Genomic DNA, 21,604 nt, shown 5'->3' on the forward strand with positions numbered 1-21,604 from the left:
ATCACTCCCCCTTGGTAGGTCCCGCAGCAAGGCGCCTGGGGGACAGATTGGAACTGCCACGGTTATACCCAGGCGCCGGGCTCCAGCTCCTTGCAACAACGCAAGCGACAGTGCATATTGGGAGGCGAGCGCCGCCCGGCTATCAACGCGCCGATACCGGAGTAGCCGCCCCATCCTCCCCGACGGCAATGACGAGAGGAACGCGCACCAATGACGTCGAGGCAGACCATCCGCCACAGGCTCCTTGTCTCCAACGTAATCATGGTCGTGGTGCCAGTCCTCGTGACGGCACTCGTTGGCGTGGCATGTCTCGTCGTGATGCTCAACACTGCCAGCCACAAGGGCCTGGGGCTCGACAGCGAAAGCGACTTCTGCTGGGCGGCCACCACGGCAGCGGAGCTTGTCGAGAACACCGTGGGCGACACCTCGCCGGCGTCAGCCTCGTATGACGGCGTCACCTCCCTCCTCCAGGGGCAGGGCCTTGACCTCGCCGTCATTGAGGACGGGCGTGCCGTCTTCTCCACCAGTGGCGTCACGGGAACGGACCTCTCGCTCGCGCTTGCCGCCAGCGCCACAGGCGAAAGCCCCGTCACGATGCGCTCGGGCGAGCGCATGGCGTTCCTCAAGGCAGAGACCTCCAGTGACGGCACGACGAGCTACCAGGTCGCCGTGTTTGGCTCGCTCACCGAGGTCGCAGACGGCACCATCAAGCACATGGCCGCAGCCAGCGCCTTCATCCTGGCGCTCACCGCCGCTGGCTCGGTCCTTCTCGTGAATCGCTTCTGCCACCGCTACGTGTTCGACCGCATCGAGTGGTCGCTTGGGCACCTTGAGGAAGGCGTCCGGCAGCTCTCCGCCGGCAACCTCTCCTACCGCATCCACTACGACCGCGACGACGAGTTCCGCCCCATCGCAGACTCGTTTGACCACATGGCCGCCCAGCTTCAGGCATCCGAGGAGCGACAGCAGCGCGACCAGCGGAGCCGCCAGGAGCTCATCGCGTGCATCTCGCACGACCTGCGCTCGCCGCTCACCTCAATCCGCGGCTACGCCGAGGGGCTAAGGGACGGCATTGCCACGACGCCCCAGATGCGCGAGCGCTACGCCACGCGCCTCGCCTCCAAGGCCGAGGAGATGGACGGCCTGGTATCCGAGCTGTTCACGTTCTCCAAGCTTGACCTTGGGGACTTTCCGCACGAGGAGCGCCCCGTGCGCGTGGACACGTTCCTGCAAGGCGTCCTAAGCGACCTTGCGCCGGAACTTGAGCGCACGGGCACCACGTTATCCCAGGTGGACCTGACCCCCGCAACGGTGCTCGCAGACGAGCGCCTCCTGAGACAGGCAGTGTCAAACGTGCTGCTCAACGTTTCACGCCACGCGCCTGGCGCTGCGGTCTCGGTCCGCACGGGCATCACCACGGACGGAAGCCGCGTGCGGGTAGTGATAGCCGACAACGGCCCCGGTGTGCCTGCGGAGTCGCTCGGGCGCATCTTTGACGTGTTCTACCGCACCGACCCGTCGCGCACGGCAACGTCCGGCGGCAGCGGCCTTGGCCTGGCCATTGTCCAGCGCGCCATGCGGGCGATGGGCGGTGATGCCACGGTGGAGAACGTCGTGCCGCACGGGCTGCGCATAACTCTCACGCTGCGCACAACAGACACGCCGGCCAAGGAGCACGGCACGGAGGGGGCTCCCGCATGAGCAAGATCTTGATTGTTGAGGACGACAAGGACATCGCCGAGCTCGAGCGCGACTATCTCGAGGCAAGCGGCTTTGACACCGCGATTGCCCCAGACGGACGCCGAGGTCTCTCGCTTGCACGAAGCGGTGGCTTTGACCTGGTCATACTCGACCTCATGCTGCCTGGTGAAGACGGCCTTTCCGTGTGCCGGTCAATCCGCGAGCGCTCTGGCGTCCCCATCATCATGGTGACCGCGCGCAGCGAGGACATCGACGTAATCCGCGGCCTTGGAACCGGCGCCAACGACTACGTGACCAAGCCCTTCTCGCCCAGCGTGCTCGTGGCGCGCGTGAAGGCGTGCCTCGCCAGCGCCGAGCGCGCGAGCAATGCGGCCGCGCCAGCCGTCGATACAAACAAGCCCCAGGTAGACGACATTGTGTTTGGCGATGTGCGCATCTGCCCGGCTTCGCACGTCGTGCGCGTGGCGGACAGCGAGGTTGCGCTCACCAACCGCGAGTACGAGCTGCTGCTGTTCCTCGCGCAGAGACCGGACACCGTCTTTAGCCGGCAGGCCCTCTACCAGCGCGTATGGGGCGAGGACGCCGTGGGCGATGGCTCAACGGTCACGGTGCACGTGAACAGGCTGCGCGAGAAGCTCGAGCGCAATCCCGCGAACCCAACGCTCATCCAGACCGTGCGTGGCGCGGGCTACATCCTGCGCTCCAATGACAACATGTAGCCCGCCTCGCGTTTAGCCAGCGTTTATCTTTGCGTGCCGGGGCGTTTAGCGCGCTTCCTTAGCATGTGTTGCTGCCAACAAGCCAACGGGGTGCCACCGCGGCACTACGCTAAGGAGCAATTATGCAGGGATTCGTCCTTTCCTTTGTCGCGCAATACGGCTACCTTGCCCTCTCCGCGCTCATCTTTCTCGAGAACGTCTTCCCGCCCATACCCAGCGAGGCCATCCTGCCGGCAGCCGGTTTCATGTCGAGTATTGGCTCGCTCTGGCTTCCCGCGACCATCCTCGCAGCAACCATTGGCTCGCTCCTTGGGGCATACGTCCTGTACGGCATTGGGCGAGTCCTCAGCCAAGAGCGCCTTGAGCGCCTCATGGGCACCAAGCCCCTGCGTATGCTTGGCTCCGAGCCCGCAGACGTATCGAGCGCCATCGGATGGTTTAGGAAGCACGGGCAGGTAAGCGTGCTAGCATGCCGCTGCATTCCCGTGGTGCGCAGCCTCATCTCAATCCCCGCCGGCACCTCCGGCATGGGCGTTGCGCGCTTCTCGGCCTACACCTTCCTTGGCTCGCTCGCATGGAACACCGTGCTCTGCACGCTTGGCTACGCCGCAGGATCTGCCTGGGAGAGCGCCTCGGCCAACGCCACGCAGGCCATCGACGTGATGACCCTTATCGTGATTGGGGCCATTGTCGTTGCACTGGCGCTCTTGGTGGCAAAGCGCGCGGTCCCCGCAATAAGGAACGCCGTGCGCTCCGAGGGCGCCGAGTAGGCCGTGAAGGACGAGACGAGACTACTCGCCGGCACCGCAGCCGCTGCATGAGCACCGGTCCCCGTGAACAGATGGCGTGGCAAGTTCCGAGAAGAACCCTGCAAGTTTTGCAGCCGCGCCGGCGTCAATCGAGTAGTGGCACCAACGTCCTTCTCGCCTGCAGCGCACCAGTCCGCAGTCGCAGAGCACCTTCATGTGGTGGGAGAGCGTGGGCTGTGAGATCTTGAGCCCGGAAAGCAGATCGCACGCGCACACCTCCCCGCATGCGCCCACCATGCGCACGATGGCAAGGCGGTTCTCGTCCGCCAGAGCCTTGAACATTCTTGCGTCAACCGCGCTCATCAGCGCCCCCCTCGCCTAATCGCTCGGCATCCATTCTCGCACGGAGGTCGGCAAGGTGAGCAAGGATGTCTTGTGCGCAGGCCTCGTATCCGCCCTTGGGTCCACCCATTGGGTCGGCAAGACCCCAATCCTCACGGTGCGCACACGGAAGCGAAGGGCACGCGACGCCACAGCCCATGGTCACCAGCCAGTCGACGCGAGGGGGTAGCTCCCAGAGAGACTTTGGGCGCAGGGAGTCGATGAGCTGCGACGCGACCCCGCGACGAGAGAGCTCCTCCAAAGCACCTGCGTCAACGCGATCCGCCGGACTGGTCCCCGCCGAGAGGAACGTGGCCCTCCCGGGCATAAGGGTCTGGGCCAGCGCCTGCGCCATCTGGCTGCGACAGGCGTTGTGCGTGCAGACAAAGGCGACAATTGGGGTGTCCATCATGCGCGCTCCTTCTCGGCGCCCTGTCCCACCGAGAAGGGCATGTCGTCCTCAGGCCACGAGCAATGTCGCCGCATTGCCAGCGCGGCGTTCACCAAGAGGATGAGCGAGGGGACCTCGATGAGAGGCCCAACAACCGCCGCAAACGCTTCGCCCGAGCCCAGGCCAAACGTAGCCACCGCCACGGCAATCGCAAGCTCAAAGTTGTTGCCGGTTGCGGTAAAGGCGATGGCGCTCGTCTGCGGGTACGAGAAACCCGCCGCATGCGCAACCGCAAAACTCGAGAAGAACATCACCGCAAAGTAGATGACCAGGGGAATTGCGATACGAACCGCATCGAGCGGAAGCTGCACGATCTGACGGCCCTTGAGCGAGAACATGAGGATGATGGTCGCGAGAAGTGCCACAAACGAGACGGGCGAGATGCGCGGGAGAAACACGCCCTCGTACCAGTCGCGACCCTTTGCGCGCTCAAGTGCCAGGCGCCCCAGAGCGCCCGCAGCGAAGGGAATCCCCAGGTAGAAGGCAACCGTTCCGGCCACGTCTCCCACAGAGAGGCTCACGGTCACAACCGGCGCCCCCACAAGAGACGTGAGCTGCGTCGCAAAGAGCCATGCCATGGGGCCGTAGAGCAGCACCTGAAGAATGGCGTTGACGGCGACAAAGCCGGCGCACCACTCCGTGTCACCGCCGGCGAGGCCGTTCCACACGATGACCATGGCGATGCAGGGCGCAATGCCAATGAGAATGAGCCCCGTCATGTAGTCCGGCTGGTCGCGCAGGAAGGTGGTCGCCAGCACAAACATAAGCAGCGGGCCAATAACGGCGCAGAACAGGAGCATGATTCCCAAGGCCCGTGCGTTCCGAAACACGCGAGGCAGCTCTGCGTAGCGAACCTTTGCGAGCGGCGGATACAGCATGAGCATCATGCAAATGGCAAGCGGGACGTTTGTGGTGCCTACCGAAATTGAATTAAGCGCATCGGAGACGCCCGGAGCCACGGCACCAAGCAGGATGCCAGCGGCCATGGCGAGGAAGATCCACAGCGTGAGGAGCCGGTCCCGCACTCCCAGACGCGCTGCGGTTCCCGCAGAAGGAGCCGTGACTTCCGATGACGCGCCAGCGATGTTTGCGCTTGTTTCTCTCGCCATTGCCTAGTCCTTTCGCCCAGAGGCCTTGGAGGAGCGCCACGTGGGTTATATCGATATATGTCAATGCATCTCTGATAGTAGGCTTGTATCGATAATTGTCAATCTATTGTGAGAGAATCGCGCCACAACGAACACGCCGATCCCATGCGCACCAGCGTTACGCGTAACGACGGGCAATGGAAAGCGCGAGGCCCACGTAACTCTCGCCAAAGAGCACGCAATGCAGAAGCACCGGCACCAGCTGGTGGATGCCCACGCGATCGCGCCATCCGTCTGCCAGCGGCGACACATCGTTGTAGGCGGCGAGAAAATCGTCCAGGTACGCGCAGCCAAAGAGCTGGAGCATGGCGAGGTCGGTCTCGGCGTGGCCGCCCGACGCCATGGGGTCGATAAGCGCGGCGCCAGTAGCGGCGGTACGGGAGCCTTCGGCTGCCCAGAGGAGATTGCCAGCCCAGAGGTCGCCGTGGATGCGCGAGCAGCGATGCCCCCGGCTGTGGACAAGCTCCGGTTCTGGAGAGTCGAAGTCCCCTGCCGCCATGCGATCGGCCACGTGGGTAAGAAGACGTGCCTCCGAAGCGTCTACCAGGCCGTCATTGCGAATCGTGCGCAGGTGAGGCATCACGCGTGACGTAGCACAGACGGCGCCCCAGCTCTTGGTGGCTTCGGTTGGCTCGGCAGGCACCACGGGCGTGAGAGAGCGGCCAATCACGTAGCCGTCGCCATTCCAGTCCGGCGGCGGGCACCCATACCACGACGCTCCGGCAGCATGCGTGCGTGCGAGAGCGGCACCGGCGAGACGGGCCTTCTCGCGCGTGGGCGCGCCCTCCTCAATGCGCTCCTCAAGCAGACGATGGGCGCCTGCCTCCACAACGCGAGAGCACACAAGGCCACCGTCCTTCTCGGCCTCGCCGAGCCAGCGCAGGCCAGCCGCCTCACCCGTGAGGTCTGACCGCGGGTTCTCGTCTCTCTTCTCAAAGGTTTCGAACGTCTGGACCGCCCCCCAGCAGCGTACGCATTTTCACGCGCTTCTAGCTTGCATCATGGAGCGGGTTAAGGGTACGGGATTCTCATCTTCGCTCACGAGGGTCGCGACGCAATTGCAGAAACCCTCGCTGTGGCGTCGTTTTGGCGCCACAGGGGCAGCTCCAGCAGCAACTCCGCACGTAGCCCCCGCTGTGGCGTCAAATCGTCGCCACAGGGCGCATTCCCGCAGCGACTCCGTACGAAACCCCCGCTCCGACGCCAACCGCGGCGCAACAACGCCACCTCCCCCGCCGCCGACACCCAACAAAAACCTATGAAGAGTTTGTCCGCGTCGCAAACCGCGCCCCCTTGGCAGGGCGCGAGACATGCTAGGGTCTTTGGGACACAACTCATTGCAGGTATCCTTGGAAACGCACACCCTCCCGGTGATAACGAACAACACTGCATCAACCCGGGAGGTTTACATGCCGAAAAACCGCATCCAGACTGCTATCTTCACCCTCATGATGGTTCTTGTCATGGTGTATGGGATGATCTGCTACAACATCACGCTCGAGGTCGGCGGCCTGTCCAACTTCGTCTTTGTCGAGGCCCTGCCCGAGCTTGCCTTTATGGGACCAATCGCATTTCTTCTCGACATGCTCGTGGTCTCCCCCATTGCGTCACGTCATGCGGCAAAGCTAGTTGGCCCGCGTCCCCAGACGCCCTTTGCGATGGTCGCCGCAATCTCCGCGCTAAGCGTCCAGCTTATGTGCCCGCTCATGAGCCTCGCTGCCACGCTGATCATCAAGCGCCCGGCCAACGTCAATATTCTCGCGACGTGGATCCAGACTACCATCCTCAACCTGCCCATGGCCTTCTTCTGGCAGTTCTTTGTCGCGGGGCCAATCGTGCGCGGGGTCTTTGGCGCCCTGTTTGGCGAGAAGCGCGAGGCCGCAGGCAACGCCGCGGAACAGGCAGCACGATAGCCCTCTTGCCGCAGACGTCGGCAGGTCCTCGCTGAGAAACACCGCAAAGCTCCAAGCATCACCCAGTGGCGCCGCCGGCCCTAGCCGACAGCGCCACATGTCAACGCTTTACTGCTCGTCCTCGATTGCGGAAATCTTCGCAATGCGACGGACGTGGCGCTCATCGCCGCTGAACGGCGTATCGAGGAACGTGTCCACGATCTTGAGCGCAAGGCCAGGGCCGGTCACGCGCGCGCCCATCGTGAGGATGTTGGCGTCGTTGTGCTGGCGCGTGGCCTCGGCCGAGAAGCAGTCGCCGCACAGCGCCGCGCGGATGCCCTTGAACTTGTTGGCAACAATGGAGACGCCAATGCCGGTACCGCAGATGATGATGCCGCGGTCACACTCGCCGCTCTGAACCGCGCGCGCAACCTTGGCTGCATAGTCCGGGTAGTCAACGGATTCGGTGCTGTACGTGCCAAAGTCCTTGTACTGAAAACCAAGCTTGTCCAGGTGTGCCTTGACCTCCTGGAGGAGCTCGAAACCACCGTGGTCACAGCCCAAAGCAATCATGTCTCATCCTTCCCTCGTTGTTGGGGCCAGCCGACGGGAAGCGTCGGCCAGGCGACATCTCATAGTACGACTGGAAACCAGGGGATACCGCTCCAAACGTACGCCGCCACGGTAATGCCCCACATGTTCGCCGCTCCGCAAAGCCTGCCGCAGCAATTCTCATACAAATGCTCTTGACCTAAAGTCAGGTTTAAATAGTACAACAGCAATCGAGAAGGGCATCCATCTCAGGAAAGCCCACGGCGAGAGGAGCACCATGCTCGGCAACTTTACCTACCACAACCCGGTCCGCGTCCACTTTGGTCCGGACTCCCTCGACCAGCTCCACGACGAGCTCGCGGAGTACGGTCCCAACGTCATGCTCACCTACGGCGGCGGGTCCATCAAGCGATCCGGCCTCTACGACAAAATCATCGCCATTCTCACCGCCGCGGGGAAGAACGTGTTCGAGGTCCCCGGCGTCATGAGCAACCCCACCGTCCAGAAGCTGGACGAAGGTCGCAAGGTCGCCCGCGATAACGACGTCGACCTCATCCTCGCGGTGGGCGGCGGCTCGGTGATCGACTACGCGAAAGGCGTCTCCGTGAGCGCCTGGTACGACGGCGACGCGTGGGAGAAGTTCTACCTCAAGATGGAGAACCCCGACGGCAGGATCATCCCCGTGGGCGACATCCTCACGATGAGCGGCACCGGCTCCGAGATGAACGCCGGCTCCGTCATCACCAACCACGAGCAGGGCCTCAAGATCGGCCACGTCTTTGGCCCCGAGGTGATGCCCAGGTTTGCCATCGTGAACCCCGAGCTCACCTTCACGGTCCCGGACTACCAGATGCGCTCCGGCATCTACGACGCCTTCAACCACATCTGCGAGCAGTACTTCTCCGGCACGGACGACAACACCTCAGACTACATGGCCGAGGGCCTCATGCGCAGCCTCGTGCACGCAAGCCGCATCGCCGTTAAGGACCCCACCAACTACGAGGCCCGCTCCAACATTTCCTGGGTCTGCACCTGGGCGCTCAACACGGCCATCGCCTGCGGCAAGGCGACCGACTGGGAGGTCCACATGATCGGCCAGGCCGTGGGCGCCCTCACCGATGCCACGCACGGCATGACGCTCTCTGCCGTAAGCCTGCCCTACTACCGCCTGGTCATGCCCTATGGCGTTGAGAAGTTCGCCCGCTTCGCGCGTGTGGTGTGGAACGTGGACGATGCCGGCAAGTCCGAGCTCGAGGTGGCCCAGGCCGGCCTCGAGGCCATGAGCGCGTGGATGGACGAGATTGGCGTGGTCAAGCACCTGAGCGAGCTCGGCTTCACTGAGGACATGATCGACGATGCCGTAAAGGGCACCTTCATCCTCACCGGCGGCTACCATCCCCTGACCCCGGACGAGGTCGCGCAGATCCTCCGCGAGAGCATGTAGCAGTCCTTCTCGTCTAGGCCCAGTTCGGAGGGGACAACCTGCCTGAGCATGTCAAAAAAGCGCGACTTGTACGTCGCGGATGACTTGATCTCGATGGCTCTTACAGGCTTCAGGCCCCTCCGAACCACAAGGTCTATCTCGCGCTTCTTGGCGTCCCTCCAATACGAGAGCTCGGGCTTGGAGCCAAGCGCATAACCGGCCTTCAGGACCTCGGCAACGATGGCCGTTTCGAACAGCGCGCCTCTAAACTCACTGAGGAGCAGCTCATCGGCTGAGCGAATTCCCATGAGGTAGGCAGCAAGACCCGTGTCCAGAAAATAGAGCTTCGGGGTCTTGGTAAGACTCTTGTTCCTGTTGCTAAAGAAGGGCTCGAGCAGGTAGATGATTCCGCTGGTCTCAAGCACTGACAGCCATTCGCGAACGGTGTTCGTCGCAATGCCACAGTCGGATGCCAGGCTGCTTATATTCAGACGCTGCCCAGTGCGCAATGCACAAAGCTGCAAGAACGTCGTGAACTCCCGCACCTTGCGAACGCCAAGCTCCCTGCGGACGTCACACTCAACATAGGTCTGGACATAGCCTCCACTGGAAGCAGCGCCGTGCCCAGCTATGGGACGCTACGCCGCACGCGTGTCCTTCTTGACCAGCGTCTCCGTGGGATGCAGCACCAGCAGCAGGACGATGATGCAGGCACAGTTGATGCCCAGGCTGATGGGATAGATGTTCATGATGGTCTGGAACGTGTGGCTGGCAGGGAACACGACCGCAATCCAGAAGAAGCGCAGGCCGCAGATGACGATCATGGTGGTCAGCGCCGGCGGCGTGGACATGCCAAACCCGCGCAGGTAGCCGCTGATGGCCTCGTAGACCATGCTGAACGCGTAGGCCGGAAATATGGTGCACAGACGCATGTAGCCGTACTGCACCACGGCGGAATCCGGGTTTATGAGCCCCAGCACCTGCCGGCCCAAAAACACCGCGAAGGCTATCAGCAAGGCTGCCGCGATGGCGCCCTCCCCCAGGCACACGCCCATGGTCTTCCGGCACCGCCCGTAGTTGCGTGCGCCTCGGTTCTGCCCCACGAACGTGGTGCATGCCTGGCTGAACGAGTTCAGCAGGCTGTAGCACACGAACTCGATGTTCATGCCGGCGCTGGAGGCGGCCATGACCTCGGTGCCCAGGCTGTTGATGGCACCTTGGATCACGATGTTGGCGATGGAGAACACGGCGCTCTGGATGCCGGCGGGAAGGCCTATCTGCACGATGGTGCGCAGGCTCTTCCGGTCCACGCACAGGCGGTGCGGGTCTATGCGCACCGGCGAGTCCAGATGCAGCAGACGAACGAACAGCAGCACCGCGATGGCGGTGTAGCACAGGTCGGTGGCGATAGCTGATCCGACCACGCCCCAACCGAACACGCCAATGAACAGCAGGTCCAGCACCACGTTCAGCACCGCCGAGAGGCCCAGCGCCTGCATGGGGAGCCGCGCGTCGCCGTCCGCGCGAAGTATCGCCGCCTCGAAGTTGTACAGCAGGATTGACGGCATGCCAAGCAGGAACACCCGCAGGAAGAGGACCGCGTCGGGCAGCGTCTCGGGCGGAACCTGCAAAAGAACCAGCACCGGCTGCGCCACCAGCTCGCCCAACACGATTACCGCCAGGCCCGCCAGCGCCATCAGGATGGAGGTGTGCGCCGCCCTCGACGCCGCCTCGTGGTCGCCAGCGCCCAGAGCGCTGGCGACCGTGACGTTGGTACCCAGCGAGATGCCCACGAACAGTACGATGATCAGACTCGTGATCTGGGTGTTCGCTCCCACCGCAGCCATGCCTATGGTGCCCTCGGGACCCATCAGGCGGCCAATCATCACGGTGTCAATCAGGCTGCTGAGCTGCTCCAGGATGCTCGTAAGGGCGACCGGTATGGCGAAGCGCAGCACGTTCGTCCAGAGGTTTCCCGTCAGGAACTGTATCTCGTGATGCTTTCTTGCCAAGGCATTCCCTCCACACAGCCGGGACCACCCGCGTTGCGGATGGTCCCGGCTGTCTCATATGTATCGAGTCGCCCTATATTACGCCTGCTGGGAGTAGTCGTTGGGGCCCCAGACCCACGCCGGCGCCTCGTCGGGAACGGTGTAGTACGGCTTCTGGGGAATCCAGTTGATTGCGGCCATCTCGTCGTCCGTGAGCTTGAAGTCGAAGATGTCCGCGTTGTCCGCCATGTGTTGCGGGTTCAGCGTCTTCGGGAACACGACGTTGCCCTCCTGCATGTGCCAGCGCAGGATGATCTGCGCGGCAGTCTTGCCGTACTTCTCGCCCAGCTCCTTGAAGACGGGCATCGCCAGCAGCTCCTTGTCGCCGTGACCCAACGGGTACCAGCCCTCCCACACAAAGTGCTCGTCGGCAAAGGCGGCCTTGAGCGAGTGCTGGTTCCAGCGCGGGTTGATCTCCACCTGGATGACGGCGGGCCTGATGGTCGCGACGTCCAGGATCTGGCGAATCTTGCGCTCGTTGAAGTTCGACAGGCCAATGCTGCGGACCTTGCCCTCGCGCACGGCCTCCTCCATGGCGCGCCAGCCGTCGACGTACTCGCCGTAGGGCTGGTGGAAGAGGAGAAGATCGAGGTAGTCCATGTCCAGGCGCTCCAAGGTCGCGTCGATGGCTGCCTTGCACTTCTGGTACGGGTAGTCCTGCGGGAACAGCTTGGACGTCACGAAGAGGTCCTCGCGCTTGGCGCCAGAGGCCTTGATGGCCTTGCCCACGGCCACCTCGTTGTAGTAGGCGTTCGCGGTATCGATGTGGGTGTAGCCGGCGGCGATGGCCTCGGACAGGTGCTTCTCGACGTCGGCCGAGCTCATCTGGAACACGCCATAGCCGAGCTGGGGAATCTTGTTGCCGTCGTTCATGGTCAGGTACTGCATGGATGCCTCCACTTAGGAAGTTACTTCTTTTATTGTGTGCTACGCCTGCTTGGGCTCGTTCGCAAAGAGGCCCATGAGCCAGGCGACGGTCTTGGGGTCACGGTGGTCCAGGACGACCGACTTGTCCGCGTCCATCCGCGCGATCCTGTCCCTGTCCTCGTCCGTCAGCTCAAAGTCGAACACGTCGAAGTTCTGCTCCATACGCTCCTTGTGGACGGACTTGGGGATAACGATGACGCCCAGGTCCATGAGGTAGCGAAGCGCCACCTGCGCCACGGTCTTGCCGTGCCCCTGGCTGATGGCCGTCAGGATCGGATCCCTAAAGAAGCCGTTCGCGCCCTCCGCGAATGGGCTCCACGCCTCGTGCGCGATGTCCAGGTCCTCCATGACCTGATGGTTCTGGCGCTGCTGCCAGTACACGTGCGTCTCGACCTGGTTCACCATGGGCTTGATGCGAGCGAACGTACTGAGGTCCAGGATGCGGTTGAAGTCGAAGTTGCTGACGCCGATGGCGCGGACCTTGCCCTGCTCGTATGCCTTCTCGAGGTCGCGGTAGGCGCCGTAGTAGTCGCCATAGGCCTGATGCAACAGCATGAGGTCCAGGTAGTCCGTCCCCAGCCTGCGCAGCGACTCGTCGATCGAGCGCATCGTGTTGCCCTCGCCGAAGTTCGTGACCCACACCTTGCTCGTGATGAACAACTCGTCACGCGGCACGCCGGATTTCGCGACGGCGGAGCCGACGCCCTCCTCGTTGCCGTAGGCCTGCGCCGTGTCAATCAGGCGGTATCCGCAGTCGATGGCGTCCAGGACGCAGCGTTCCGTCTGGGGGCTGTCGATCTGGTACACGCCGTAGCCCAGTATGGGCATCCGGACCCCGTTGTATAGCCGCCTGTACTCCATGCCCTTCTCACCCAATCCCTTCGCCCGAACGAAGCGTCGCCCGCTTGTTAGAAGTCGGTGCCGTCACTGATGTCCTTCCAGAGTTTGATCTCGGTCATGCGGTCCTCGAGCGTCTTGCACTCGACCTCGACCATGCCCTTGCCCAGACCGCTCGACGCGCCCGTGATAAGCCATGTCCTCATTGCGCTACCAACCCTCTCGCCGTTGCGCCTCTCTGTGTTCGCTATACAGATTACGGATTGAAAGCCTAGGAGTACAATGCCGAGAAGAGCAGTTGGTATTCGTGGCATGCATAGTATGGAGAAGAACGTGGAACTCGAGCAGCTGCGCCAGCTCGTCGCCATCGCGCAGACGGGCACCATGTCGAAGGCCGCGGAGGCGCTGCACGTCTCGCAGCCCTCCATCAGCAGGGGCATGCACGCCCTGGAGACCGAGCTCGGGCAGGAGCTCTTCACCCACACGCGCAACCGTGTCACGCTGAACGACGCCGGCGCCATCGCACTCGACGGGGCGCGCAAGGTGCTTGCGGACGTGGACGTGATGCGGGGCAACCTGGACGAGCATGCCAAGCGCATGCGGACCATCCGGCTGGGCACCGTGGCCCCGGCGCCGATGTGGCTGCTCACCCAACGCACCGTAACGGCTTACCCGGGCACGATTTTCTCGACCGAATACATGGCGGAGCAGGACCTCGAGCGCGCGCTGCTCGACCGCAGCGTGGACGTTGCAGTCCTGATTCGCCCCCTGGGTTTGCCGAGCATCAGGACGCAGCAGCTGATGACGGAGAGCCTTTCGGTCGAGATGCCCCCCGACTGCAATCTGGCGGGGCGCGACCACGTGACCTGGGACGACCTGAACGGCCTCCCCTTCCTGGTGCTGGAGTCCATCGGCTTCTGGATGGACGTCGTGCGAGAGAAGCTGCCCGACTCGCAGGTCATCGTGCAACAGGACCCGCAGGTCCTGGACCAGCTGATTGGCTCGTCGGACCTGTTCAACTTCGTGACGGAGGCCTCGCAGGCGATACATCCCGAGCGAAATCGCGCGCGCGTCCCCATCTGGGACACCGGCGCCAGCGCCACGTACTTTGCCGCGTGCCTGAGCGATTCCAGCGAGCAGGTCACGCGCGTACTCGACCTGTTTAAAGAATAGAGAGAACCCGCCGCGCCTCCGTGCATGGAGGTGCGGCGGGCTCGATTTTTTGGGAGTCTATATGGGCGGCCGGCAGCGAGTGTCGCCGAAGGCTTTAGCCCAGCTGCTCGTAGACATGGGTGTCGACGGGCTCCAGCCACTCGGCGCTGGCACCCTCGGCGGGCACGGCCAGCGCGATGTGCTGGAACCACGAGTCCGCCGCGGCACCGTGCCAGTGCTTGACCTCGGGCTGGATGCTCACCACGTCGCCCGGCTTCAGCTCCTGCGCGGGCTTGCCCCACTCCTGGTACCAGCCGCGACCGGCGATGCAGATGAGCACCTGGCCACCCTTGTGGTGGATGTGCCAGTTGTTGCGGCAGCCTGGCTCGAAGGTCACGTTGGCGGCACCCAGCTGAGGGTCGCCCAGCGGGGCCAACCAGCTGTTGCCCACGAAGTACTGGGCGTAGGCAGTGTTGGGCTCGCCCTTGGGGAAATCCTTGGAAAGGCCCGACGGGTCGGCAATGCGCACGTCATCCTGAGCCACGGGCTCGTCGTCCTTCCAGACCTCCTTGGCCAGGTTGAAGGCTGCCCAGCCCTTGGGCCAGCCACTGTACATGGTGGCATGCGTGATGATGGCTGCCGCCTCGGCGCGCGTGACACCGTGGTTACGCGCGTTCTCCAGGTGGTAGCGCAGCGAGCTGTCGGTGATGCCCTGCGAAATCAGGGCCACGATGGTGACGATGCACTTGGTCTTGGTGGAGATGGCCTCCTGGTCCCACACCTCGCCAAAGAGCACGTCGTCGTTGAGGTGCGCGAACATGGGGGCAAACTCGCCCAGTGCGTTCCTGCCTGCCGTCTGCTTCATGTCAGTTCCTCCTTATGCCAGGGCGGCCACGCGGCCAGCCCAATCCGTAACCTTGCGCGGGTCCGTCACCATGCGGTCGCCGCCGTCGGACCCAAACGTGACCGTGAGCGGCTCGGCAATCCGCGCGCCCTCGGCCAGCCCCGCGATGTCATCCAGCGTGGAGCCCGCCCATCCGGCGCAGGTCGAGAAGGGCACAACGACCTTGCCGTTCCACTTCCGCGAGTTCAACAGCGTACGAACTGCAGGCGCCATGGTGTACCACCAGGTGGGCGTGCCCACGGCAATCACGTCGTAGTCCGCCGGATCGTGCTTCAGCGGCTGCAGCTCGGGCTCGAAGCCCGCCTCGACCTCGCGCTTGCCCTGGTCGACAGTCGTGTCGTAGTCCTCGGGGTAGAGCACGGCGGTCTCGATGCGCTCAACATCGGCGCCGCAGGCATCCGCAAGCTCCTTCGCCACGCGCTCCGTGTTGCCGTTCGACCAGCTGTAGTACAGGACCAAAACCCGTCCCATGGGCACCTCCACTGTGGTTGCGTCGTCGGGCGCACGGCCCTTCTTGCTAGCTACTACGGTAGAGACAAGAGCTGGCAATGTGAAATGCCTATGTACGTGATTTTGTCATACGTTCTATTTATTTCTACTGATAAGAATCCAGTACCTAGACTGGTAGCCAGACGAGGCAACTACTCGGCCGATGCCGTAGGGAGACCTGTCACGACACCAGGATTGACCTCCAAGATACACCCAATAGACATACAATGAGTATACATTGTACTAAGGATAGTTGATGGGAGGAATCATGTCGGAAGCAAGGCTAAGCATACGAACGGACCCTAACCTCAAGAAGCAGGCACAGGAGCTTTTCAACCAGATGGGGTTCGATATCTCTACGGCGGTCAACATCTTCCTCCGCCAGTCGGTTCATGACCAGGCCCTTCCCTTCAGGCCTTCAGTCGAGGATCCCGACAGCATAGAGGCTCGCCGCCAGGCTGAAGCCGGTGAGGGCAAGCGTTACGCATCCGTATCCGACCTGATGGCAGACTTGGATGCTTAGGTCCATCCGTGCGTTGCCCATATTCGAGCGAGACATAAAGAAACTTCGCAAGAAGCATTTCGACATGGCACTGCTCCAGGATGCAATCACAGCACTGTTCGAGGAGGACGAGTCCACGCTCGTTAGGCTGCGAGACCATGCGCTCAAGGGCAACTGGAAGGGTTACCGGGAGCTGCACATTGATGCCGATTGGCTGCTCATCTACCAGGTCGAGAGAGAAGAATTGGAGCTCGTTTTGGTCAGGTCGGGCTCACACGATAGTCTCCTGTAGGTGCTTTCTCTTGTTGGCATCGGCCTTCGAAGGACCCCCAGCTAGCGAAACAATCCCTCTATCTACTTTTAAAATGAGGCATTGCCATGGAGCTACGAACCCTGAAATACTTCCTCGCCGTCGCGCGCGAGCAGAACATGACCGAGGCCGCCAACGTCCTGCACGTGACGCAGCCCACGCTGTCGCGCCAGATGGCCGACCTGGAGCGCGAGCTGGGGTGCACCCTCTTTGTGCGCACGAATCGCGCAACCATGCTGACTGCGGACGGCATGCGCCTGCGCCAGCGCGCCGAGGAGATCCTGCAGCTGGTGCAGCAGACCGAGGACGAGATGGGCACCAAGCGCGAAGTCGCAGGCGTCGTACGCATCGGCGCGGGCGAGACCCAGGCCATGCGCGTTCTGACCGATGCCTTTGCCGAGCTGCGTCGCAACCACCCGCGCGTGACCTGCCAGCTCTACACCGGCAACGCCGACGCCGTGGAGGAGCGCCTGGAGCGCGGCCTTGTGGACTTTGCCCTGATGATCGAACCCGTAAACGTGGAGAAGTACGACCACCTAGAGCTGCCGGCGCGCGACACCGTGGGGGTCGTGGTGGGAACGCACAGCCCCTGGGGCATGCTGGACGCGGTGACGCCGCAGACTCTGGTACAGATGCCACTTCTCGTAAGCTCGCGCACCACGCACCAAACGTTTGATCTTGCAACCTGGTCAAACGGCCTCGTCAAACCGGGACAGCTGAACGTCGTGGGCACCTTCGACCTGATTGGAAACGCCGCGCTCCTGGCAGAGGCGGGCACCGCATGCGTGCTGGGCATCGACCACCTGCCGGAGCTGCAGACCAGCAGACTGCGCTTCCTGCCGCTTGAGCCCGCCCTCACCACCGGGTCCGTGGTCGCGTGGAAGCGGCACAGGATCTTCTCGCCCGCATGCGAGGCGTTCCTGGAACAGCTGCGGGCCACGCTGGAGCAGTGACTGCGCCGACTACGCCCCGTAGCGCGCGAGGATGTCGGCACGGTGCTGCAGCAGGTACTCGCGCATGAACGGGATCGAGAACGCCACGAACCCCGGCGCCGTGCTCTCGATTATCTGCCGCTCGATCAGGATCCTGCGGTACGTGTTGGCGCTTGGTGCCGGCATGCCCATGCGCTTGGCGATCTCTGACGTGGATGACGCGCCCTCGTCCTCGGTCATCGCAAGCAGGTAGTCCACAGCAGGTTTTGTCAGTCCGGATATGGCCGTCTCCAAGACCGACGAGCCAAACTCCTGCAGCGCAATCTCGGAGCCACGCCTGGCATCCGCCAGCGTGATGGTGACGGATTCCCGCGAGTGTCGCCGTCCTTCTCGCCAGACGTAGTAGCCGACCAGCTGGATCAGGTATGCGTAGCCATGCGACTGCCCGGCCGCGTAGGCAAGCGCGTCGTCATCGATGTGCAGGCCCGACGCCTCGATCGTCTTCCTGAGTGCGCGGGCGACCTCGTCCGTTGGGATGCTGGCAAGCTCCTCCGCCTTCGCACGTCGCAGGAACGTGATCCCCTCGCCGTTCAGGAGGTCAAGCACCCCCGTGGTGATGCCCGCAAACAGCAGGCCGATGTCCTGCTGCTCCCGAACCATGTACTGGACGCTCGTGGCTATGGTTGCCATCTCCTCGTGGGAGGCGTCCTGCACCTCGTCCACGGTTATCAGCAGGCCCGAGCCGTGCTTGGTGAGCGAGCGCGTCGCGCGGGTCAGCACCTCCCGGAACGACAGCTCCTCCGCCGCGCCACCAAGATGCGCCTCCGCGGAAACGACGGGAAGCGAGATCTTGATGTCGAGCGACCTGAGCTGCGTGTCGTGTGCAAGCTGCTCCTGGATGGAAGCACAGAGCGGCTCCCTGCCCGACACGTTGACCACCGTCCAGCCACGGTCAGTGGCGATGTCACCCAGCTGGGTGAGAAGAACGGTCTTTCCCGAGCCTCCCAAACCCGTAATTCTCATGAGGCGACTCGGGGCACCAGGCCCTTTGTCCAAACCATCAACGAAATCATCGATTACGCCCTCGCGGCCAATGAGCACGGGCGGAGTCATGCCGGCCGTAGGCTTGAACGGGTTTATCAACTTCAGCGGCTTGGGCATGAGCTCCTCCCTTGCATTTGAATTGCACATGGGTACGGATGCTGTACTCGCTATCCGATATGCGCCACCCAATGAGCCAAATCCAGACCCACGGAGACACCCCAAACGTGAAGCTCGGGAAGCACGGGCAGCGACCGCGGGTTAAAGCCGCAAGCAATAAGGCAGATCAGCATCAGTACGCCACCCACCGCGGCAACTACCAAGGCCACCAGCAGACAGGGCTTCCAAAAGCCTGCATTGCGTTGCCACCACGATCCCACGTGGGCAGGTTGATACCCCGCATCCGCCTGGTCGCCTCTTGCCACTCGGACAAAAAAGTGTTTTAGCCAACGTGCATATTTTCCCGTCAGACGAGCAAGCTGACCCGAGCACATCGCCATTACGGGCATGAGAGCTATGCCCACACCGCACAGTAACAGTCCTACGCCACACGAATAAATCCCCGTCAGTGAAACGCCTGCCGTTAGCCCCTCTACCAGTGCCGCAATGCCAACACCGCCCATAAGGAGCAACGTGACGTCGACTACCCACACGGCCGCGATTACGCACCAAATCATTGCGTAGACTGCAACAGCCAAGAGGGCCAAACCGGCAGCCAAGGGAACCCAAGCAACGGCGCCCAATATCAGTAGCACTATCACCAGTATGGTGCGCTCCCTGCTCTGACGCACCCCTGCCACTGCCCGGCGCGCTGGAGGCAAGCTTTCCACGACCGAAGCGCAAGCGTCCCTAACGTCACCTAAGTGGGCAACAGCTTCCGCTTCGGTCATGCCGTCCTCTATGCAATCATCCAGTGCCTCCGCATAGAACTCTCGGGCCTCCTGCACGTCCTTCTTTGAAACTCCTTGGTTGCGAAGCTTGTCACAAAGCTGAGCCAGCCATTCGTCCCTCGTCATCGCCGAGCACCTTCCCTCACGTAGTTCAGCACGTCCTCTATCTGGTCCGCATCGGCTGCAAACGACTGCAGTTGTTGCCGCCCTTCATCTGTCAGCGAGTAATACTTTCGCAAGCGACCGTTGTGCTCCTTCGAGTACTCCCGCAGCGCGCCTTGTTTTGACAGGCGGCGCAGGATTGGGTACAGGGTGGACTCAGATAGCGCCAGCGTCTGCGGCACGTCTTTTATGATTTGGTAGCCATACGAATCGCCATGCGCCAAAGCCGCTAGGACGCATACATCCAAAAGCCCTCGTTTCATTTGAGCTTGCATCTTTTCGCCTCCTCTGGCGCTGGAATAGACTCACCTCGTCCTGTCGACCGAACCGTAAGAGCCAATCCCTCGTCATATATACTATGCATTGCATAATGTGCTGCTGAGAACGATACTATGTATTGCATAGCATATTGTCAACGATAATTCCCCTGATTGGATCTAGGAAAGAAGTGCTCCGCCGAGAATGGTGGACGTATCAGAGTATTAACTGCCTGCAGCAAGGCCGCATGCAGAATAGCCCCGCTCCCCTCGGCTCTGGTATTCCCACACATGGTATGAGAGTTCCGAGTACAGATGGGAAGCAGGGCCTTTGTGTTTGTCGACACGCTTACGTATGGGCAAATAGCGCCAACTTTAGTCCGGCTAGCTCGTAGCGCGCAGAACCTTTAGCTCAGGCGCTCGCGAACGGCAGAGAGCGCTTCGGCGGCGTCGCAGTCCAAAAGAACGCTCTGCCGCTCCAGCTGCGAGGGCGCCAGCATTTCTCCCTTGTTCAGCTGCACGTAGGTGGCATGGCGGTTCTGGGAGGCCAGCTTCCAGAACGGGTACTTTATGATGACCGGCGTGTTGCCGCCCACGCCAACCTCCAGAAGCACGATGCGATCGCGTCGATGCTCGCGCAGGAAGTCGTCGTAGCGCTTGGCCGCCGCATGCCAGCCCTCGTCCTCCACAAATGTGTCGTCGCAGCGCAGGTTGAGGGACATGGGTGCGCCGCAACGCGGGCAGCGCGGCACCAGTTCGCTGGGAACGCGCAGGTCGCTCTGCCGCTCTGCCATCTGGCGCACCAGCTCCTCATTGTCGTAGGTGGCCTGGTGGCAGGGCTTGGAGCACTGCAGCAAGCCGTAGTCGCCCTGCGTATAGAACAGCCGGTCGTGGTCGATGCCGGCGCGCTGGAACTGGTGGTCCACGTTGGTGGTCAGCACAAAGTACTCGCGTCCGCGCAGCATGTGGAGCAGGTCAAGGTACGGCTGGCCCACAGGGCAGTCGTAGCGGTTGAGCAGAATCGAGCGGCTCCACCATGCCCAGAGCGACTCCTCGTCCGGAAAGGGATAGAACCCGCCGGAGTACATGTCCGTTATGCCATATGCGTCGCGGAAGTCCGCAAAGTTGTCGTCAAAGCGCTTTCCCGCGTACGCGAAGCCCGCAGCGGTCGAGAGGCCCGCACCCGCGCCCACCAAGATGGCGTCGGCATCGCGCACCGCGTCCGCAATCCTATCCACGCACCCCGAGAAGCCCCCGGTAGATGTCGTAATCCACTGGCTTGAAAACATCAAAGATCACCTTCATCTTGCTGTTGGTCTGTCTCTTCCAGTCGCGCACCGTGGCCACGGCCACCTGCGCGGCCTCGCGGTTGGGGTAGCCAAACTCCCCCGTTGATATGCAGCAGAACGCCAGGCTGGCGAGCCCCCGCTCGTGCGCCAGCTCCAGGCAGGACGTGTAGCAGCTATCCAGCAGCGCACGGTCATGCGGCGAGGGAATAGCGCCGCCCACGGTGGGACCCACCGTATGCAGCACGTGCGCAGCGGGAAGGTTGTAGCCGGGCGTTATCTTTGCTCGACCCGTGGGCTCCTTGTGTCCCTGCGCGGCCATCTGGCGCGCGCACTCCAGCCGCATCTGGATGCCCGCGTACGTCTGGATGGCGTTGTCGATGCAGCGGTGGTTGGGCACAAAGCAGCCCAGCATCTGGCTGTTAGCCGCGTTGACGATGCCGTCCGCCGCAAGCCGGGTGATGTCGCCGCGCCACACGGCGATGCCCTCGGGCGAGAAGGACATGTCCTTCTCGCCCACGGCACCACCGCGCTCGGCCAGGCGCTCCCGCAGGTACGCGTCCTGCACGCGCAGCAGCTCGGGGTCTGCCGGCTCGGGCGGTCGCACGTTCACGAGGGCCCTCAGCAGCAGCCGCTGGCCCTCCGCGTCGTCTGACACGTCGGGGGTGTCGCCGCCCCAGGCCCTTCTTTCCTCCTCGAGCGCACGGATGAGCCAGACCCTGCGCTCGTCCTGCGTCATGTCCTTCTCCGCCATGTGGTGCCCCTTCCTCCCTCGCGGGCGAGACCGCTCGTATGGGACGCTCGTGTTTGCTGGGGCAATAGTAGCAAACGTGTCAATTTTTTCTTGA

At 62.7% G+C, this 21,604-nt stretch carries 26 protein-coding genes; 9 read left to right on the forward strand and 17 right to left on the reverse strand.

The window, feature by feature from the left end; translation table 11 throughout:
* The first annotated feature begins 210 nt into the window (after positions 1–210).
* From AUL39_RS10155 to AUL39_RS10165, 3 genes are all read left to right on the forward strand, one after another.
* Entirely contained in the window at positions 211–1,701 is a 1,491-nt protein-coding gene (locus AUL39_RS10155; RefSeq protein WP_059055922.1) for a HAMP domain-containing sensor histidine kinase, read from the forward strand.
* Positions 1,698–2,420 (forward strand): response regulator transcription factor, encoded by a 723-nt coding sequence (locus AUL39_RS10160; RefSeq protein WP_059055924.1) that lies wholly within the window; start codon positions 1,698–1,700, stop codon positions 2,418–2,420. Before AUL39_RS10155 ends, AUL39_RS10160 begins: the two co-directional genes overlap by 4 nt.
* Before the next feature lie 122 nt (positions 2,421–2,542).
* Positions 2,543–3,190, forward strand: coding sequence for a DedA family protein (locus AUL39_RS10165; RefSeq protein WP_059055926.1), 648 nt, complete (start codon positions 2,543–2,545; stop codon positions 3,188–3,190).
* Positions 3,191–3,211: 21 nt separating this feature from the next.
* Here the strand turns inward: AUL39_RS10165 and AUL39_RS10170 are convergent, their stop codons facing one another.
* The 4 genes from AUL39_RS10170 to AUL39_RS10185 form a co-directional block, all read right to left on the reverse strand.
* Complete coding sequence (locus AUL39_RS10170; protein WP_059055928.1) at positions 3,212–3,532, reverse strand: ArsR/SmtB family transcription factor; 321 nt, start codon at positions 3,530–3,532, stop codon at positions 3,212–3,214.
* Positions 3,519–3,962, reverse strand: coding sequence for an arsenate-mycothiol transferase ArsC (locus AUL39_RS10175; RefSeq protein WP_059055930.1), 444 nt, complete (start codon positions 3,960–3,962; stop codon positions 3,519–3,521). Before AUL39_RS10175 ends, AUL39_RS10170 begins: the two co-directional genes overlap by 14 nt.
* Entirely contained in the window at positions 3,959–5,110 is a 1,152-nt protein-coding gene (gene arsB / locus AUL39_RS10180; protein ID WP_082667382.1) for an ACR3 family arsenite efflux transporter, read from the reverse strand. Before arsB ends, AUL39_RS10175 begins: the two co-directional genes overlap by 4 nt.
* A 157-nt stretch (positions 5,111–5,267) precedes the next feature.
* Positions 5,268–5,993, reverse strand: coding sequence for a fructosamine kinase family protein (locus AUL39_RS10185; RefSeq protein WP_059055931.1), 726 nt, complete (start codon positions 5,991–5,993; stop codon positions 5,268–5,270).
* A 565-nt stretch (positions 5,994–6,558) separates the two neighbouring features.
* Here AUL39_RS10185 and AUL39_RS10190 point away from each other — a divergent pair.
* On the forward strand, positions 6,559–7,062 hold the full coding sequence (locus AUL39_RS10190; RefSeq protein ID WP_059055933.1) for a hypothetical protein: 504 nt from the start codon (positions 6,559–6,561) through the stop codon (positions 7,060–7,062).
* A 108-nt stretch (positions 7,063–7,170) separates the two neighbouring features.
* Here AUL39_RS10190 and rpiB read toward each other — a convergent pair whose 3' ends face one another.
* Positions 7,171–7,614, reverse strand: a complete 444-nt coding sequence (gene rpiB / locus AUL39_RS10195) for a ribose 5-phosphate isomerase B (RefSeq protein WP_059055936.1) — start codon at positions 7,612–7,614, stop codon at positions 7,171–7,173.
* Between the two features lie 256 nt (positions 7,615–7,870).
* Between rpiB and AUL39_RS10200 the strand changes: the two genes are divergently transcribed.
* Positions 7,871–9,037: an iron-containing alcohol dehydrogenase gene (locus AUL39_RS10200; protein ID WP_059055938.1), complete on the forward strand. Its 1,167-nt coding sequence runs from the start codon at positions 7,871–7,873 to the stop codon at positions 9,035–9,037.
* Here the strand turns inward: AUL39_RS10200 and AUL39_RS10205 are convergent.
* The 5 genes from AUL39_RS10205 to AUL39_RS11575 form a co-directional block, all read right to left on the reverse strand.
* The gene (locus AUL39_RS10205; RefSeq protein ID WP_082667383.1) at positions 8,983–9,648 is read right to left on the reverse strand and encodes a DUF4143 domain-containing protein; all 666 of its coding nucleotides are present in this window, start codon (positions 9,646–9,648) and stop codon (positions 8,983–8,985) included. The two genes, AUL39_RS10200 and AUL39_RS10205, sit on opposite strands and share 55 nt — an antisense overlap.
* Before the next feature lie 6 nt (positions 9,649–9,654).
* On the reverse strand, positions 9,655–11,028 hold the full coding sequence (locus AUL39_RS10210) for an MATE family efflux transporter (protein WP_059055942.1): 1,374 nt from the start codon (positions 11,026–11,028) through the stop codon (positions 9,655–9,657).
* Between the two features lie 78 nt (positions 11,029–11,106).
* A complete protein-coding gene (locus AUL39_RS10215) occupies positions 11,107–11,955 on the reverse strand; it encodes an aldo/keto reductase (protein WP_059055944.1) in 849 nt (282 codons plus the stop codon).
* A 39-nt stretch (positions 11,956–11,994) separates the two neighbouring features.
* A complete protein-coding gene (locus AUL39_RS10220; protein WP_235810839.1) occupies positions 11,995–12,870 on the reverse strand; it encodes an aldo/keto reductase in 876 nt (291 codons plus the stop codon).
* A 32-nt stretch (positions 12,871–12,902) separates the two neighbouring features.
* On the reverse strand, positions 12,903–13,037 hold the full coding sequence (locus AUL39_RS11575) for a hypothetical protein (RefSeq protein WP_268873232.1): 135 nt from the start codon (positions 13,035–13,037) through the stop codon (positions 12,903–12,905).
* A 106-nt stretch (positions 13,038–13,143) separates the two neighbouring features.
* On the opposite strand from AUL39_RS11575, the gene AUL39_RS10225 reads away from it, so the two are divergent.
* On the forward strand, positions 13,144–14,004 hold the full coding sequence (locus tag AUL39_RS10225; protein ID WP_160327078.1) for a LysR family transcriptional regulator: 861 nt from the start codon (positions 13,144–13,146) through the stop codon (positions 14,002–14,004).
* 94 nt (positions 14,005–14,098) lie between these two features.
* Here AUL39_RS10225 and AUL39_RS10230 read toward each other — a convergent pair whose 3' ends face one another.
* Both AUL39_RS10230 and AUL39_RS10235 read right to left on the reverse strand, forming a co-directional pair.
* A complete protein-coding gene (locus AUL39_RS10230; RefSeq protein WP_059055950.1) occupies positions 14,099–14,848 on the reverse strand; it encodes a carboxymuconolactone decarboxylase family protein in 750 nt (249 codons plus the stop codon).
* A 12-nt stretch (positions 14,849–14,860) separates the two neighbouring features.
* Positions 14,861–15,358 (reverse strand): flavodoxin, encoded by a 498-nt coding sequence (locus AUL39_RS10235; protein WP_059055951.1) that lies wholly within the window; start codon positions 15,356–15,358, stop codon positions 14,861–14,863.
* A 286-nt stretch (positions 15,359–15,644) separates the two neighbouring features.
* Here AUL39_RS10235 and AUL39_RS10240 point away from each other — a divergent pair, with 286 nt between their 5' ends.
* The 3 genes from AUL39_RS10240 (at position 15,645) to AUL39_RS10250 (ending at position 17,141) form a co-directional block, all read left to right on the forward strand.
* Positions 15,645–15,899, forward strand: coding sequence for a type II toxin-antitoxin system RelB/DinJ family antitoxin (locus AUL39_RS10240; protein WP_082667393.1), 255 nt, complete (start codon positions 15,645–15,647; stop codon positions 15,897–15,899).
* Positions 15,892–16,170, forward strand: a complete 279-nt coding sequence (locus AUL39_RS10245) for a type II toxin-antitoxin system RelE/ParE family toxin (protein ID WP_059055956.1) — start codon at positions 15,892–15,894, stop codon at positions 16,168–16,170. The genes AUL39_RS10240 and AUL39_RS10245 overlap by 8 nt, the downstream gene beginning before the upstream one ends.
* Positions 16,171–16,256: 86 nt before the next feature.
* Entirely contained in the window at positions 16,257–17,141 is an 885-nt protein-coding gene (locus AUL39_RS10250) for a LysR family transcriptional regulator (protein ID WP_059055958.1), read from the forward strand.
* A gap of 9 nt (positions 17,142–17,150) precedes the next feature.
* On the opposite strand, the gene AUL39_RS10255 is transcribed toward AUL39_RS10250, so the two are convergent.
* The 5 genes from AUL39_RS10255 to AUL39_RS10275 form a co-directional block, all read right to left on the reverse strand.
* Complete coding sequence (locus AUL39_RS10255; protein ID WP_059055960.1) at positions 17,151–18,281, reverse strand: ATP-binding protein; 1,131 nt, start codon at positions 18,279–18,281, stop codon at positions 17,151–17,153.
* Between the two features lie 50 nt (positions 18,282–18,331).
* Positions 18,332–19,177 (reverse strand): DUF1700 domain-containing protein, encoded by an 846-nt coding sequence (locus tag AUL39_RS10260; protein WP_059055962.1) that lies wholly within the window; start codon positions 19,175–19,177, stop codon positions 18,332–18,334.
* A complete protein-coding gene (locus AUL39_RS10265) occupies positions 19,174–19,488 on the reverse strand; it encodes a PadR family transcriptional regulator (protein ID WP_059055964.1) in 315 nt (104 codons plus the stop codon). The genes AUL39_RS10260 and AUL39_RS10265 overlap by 4 nt, the downstream gene beginning before the upstream one ends.
* Positions 19,489–19,877: 389 nt before the next feature.
* Positions 19,878–20,708 carry an SIR2 family NAD-dependent protein deacylase gene (locus AUL39_RS10270; RefSeq protein ID WP_235810841.1) on the reverse strand — a complete coding sequence of 277 codons (831 nt, stop codon included), beginning with the start codon at positions 20,706–20,708 and terminating at the stop codon, positions 19,878–19,880.
* Positions 20,701–21,510 (reverse strand): protein-ADP-ribose hydrolase, encoded by an 810-nt coding sequence (locus tag AUL39_RS10275; RefSeq protein WP_235810842.1) that lies wholly within the window; start codon positions 21,508–21,510, stop codon positions 20,701–20,703. Before AUL39_RS10275 ends, AUL39_RS10270 begins: the two co-directional genes overlap by 8 nt.
* Positions 21,511–21,604 lie beyond the last annotated feature (94 nt).

The sequence above is a fragment of the Tractidigestivibacter scatoligenes genome (assembly GCF_001494635.1).
GTDB classification, from domain to species: Bacteria; Actinomycetota; Coriobacteriia; order Coriobacteriales; family Atopobiaceae; genus Tractidigestivibacter; species Tractidigestivibacter scatoligenes.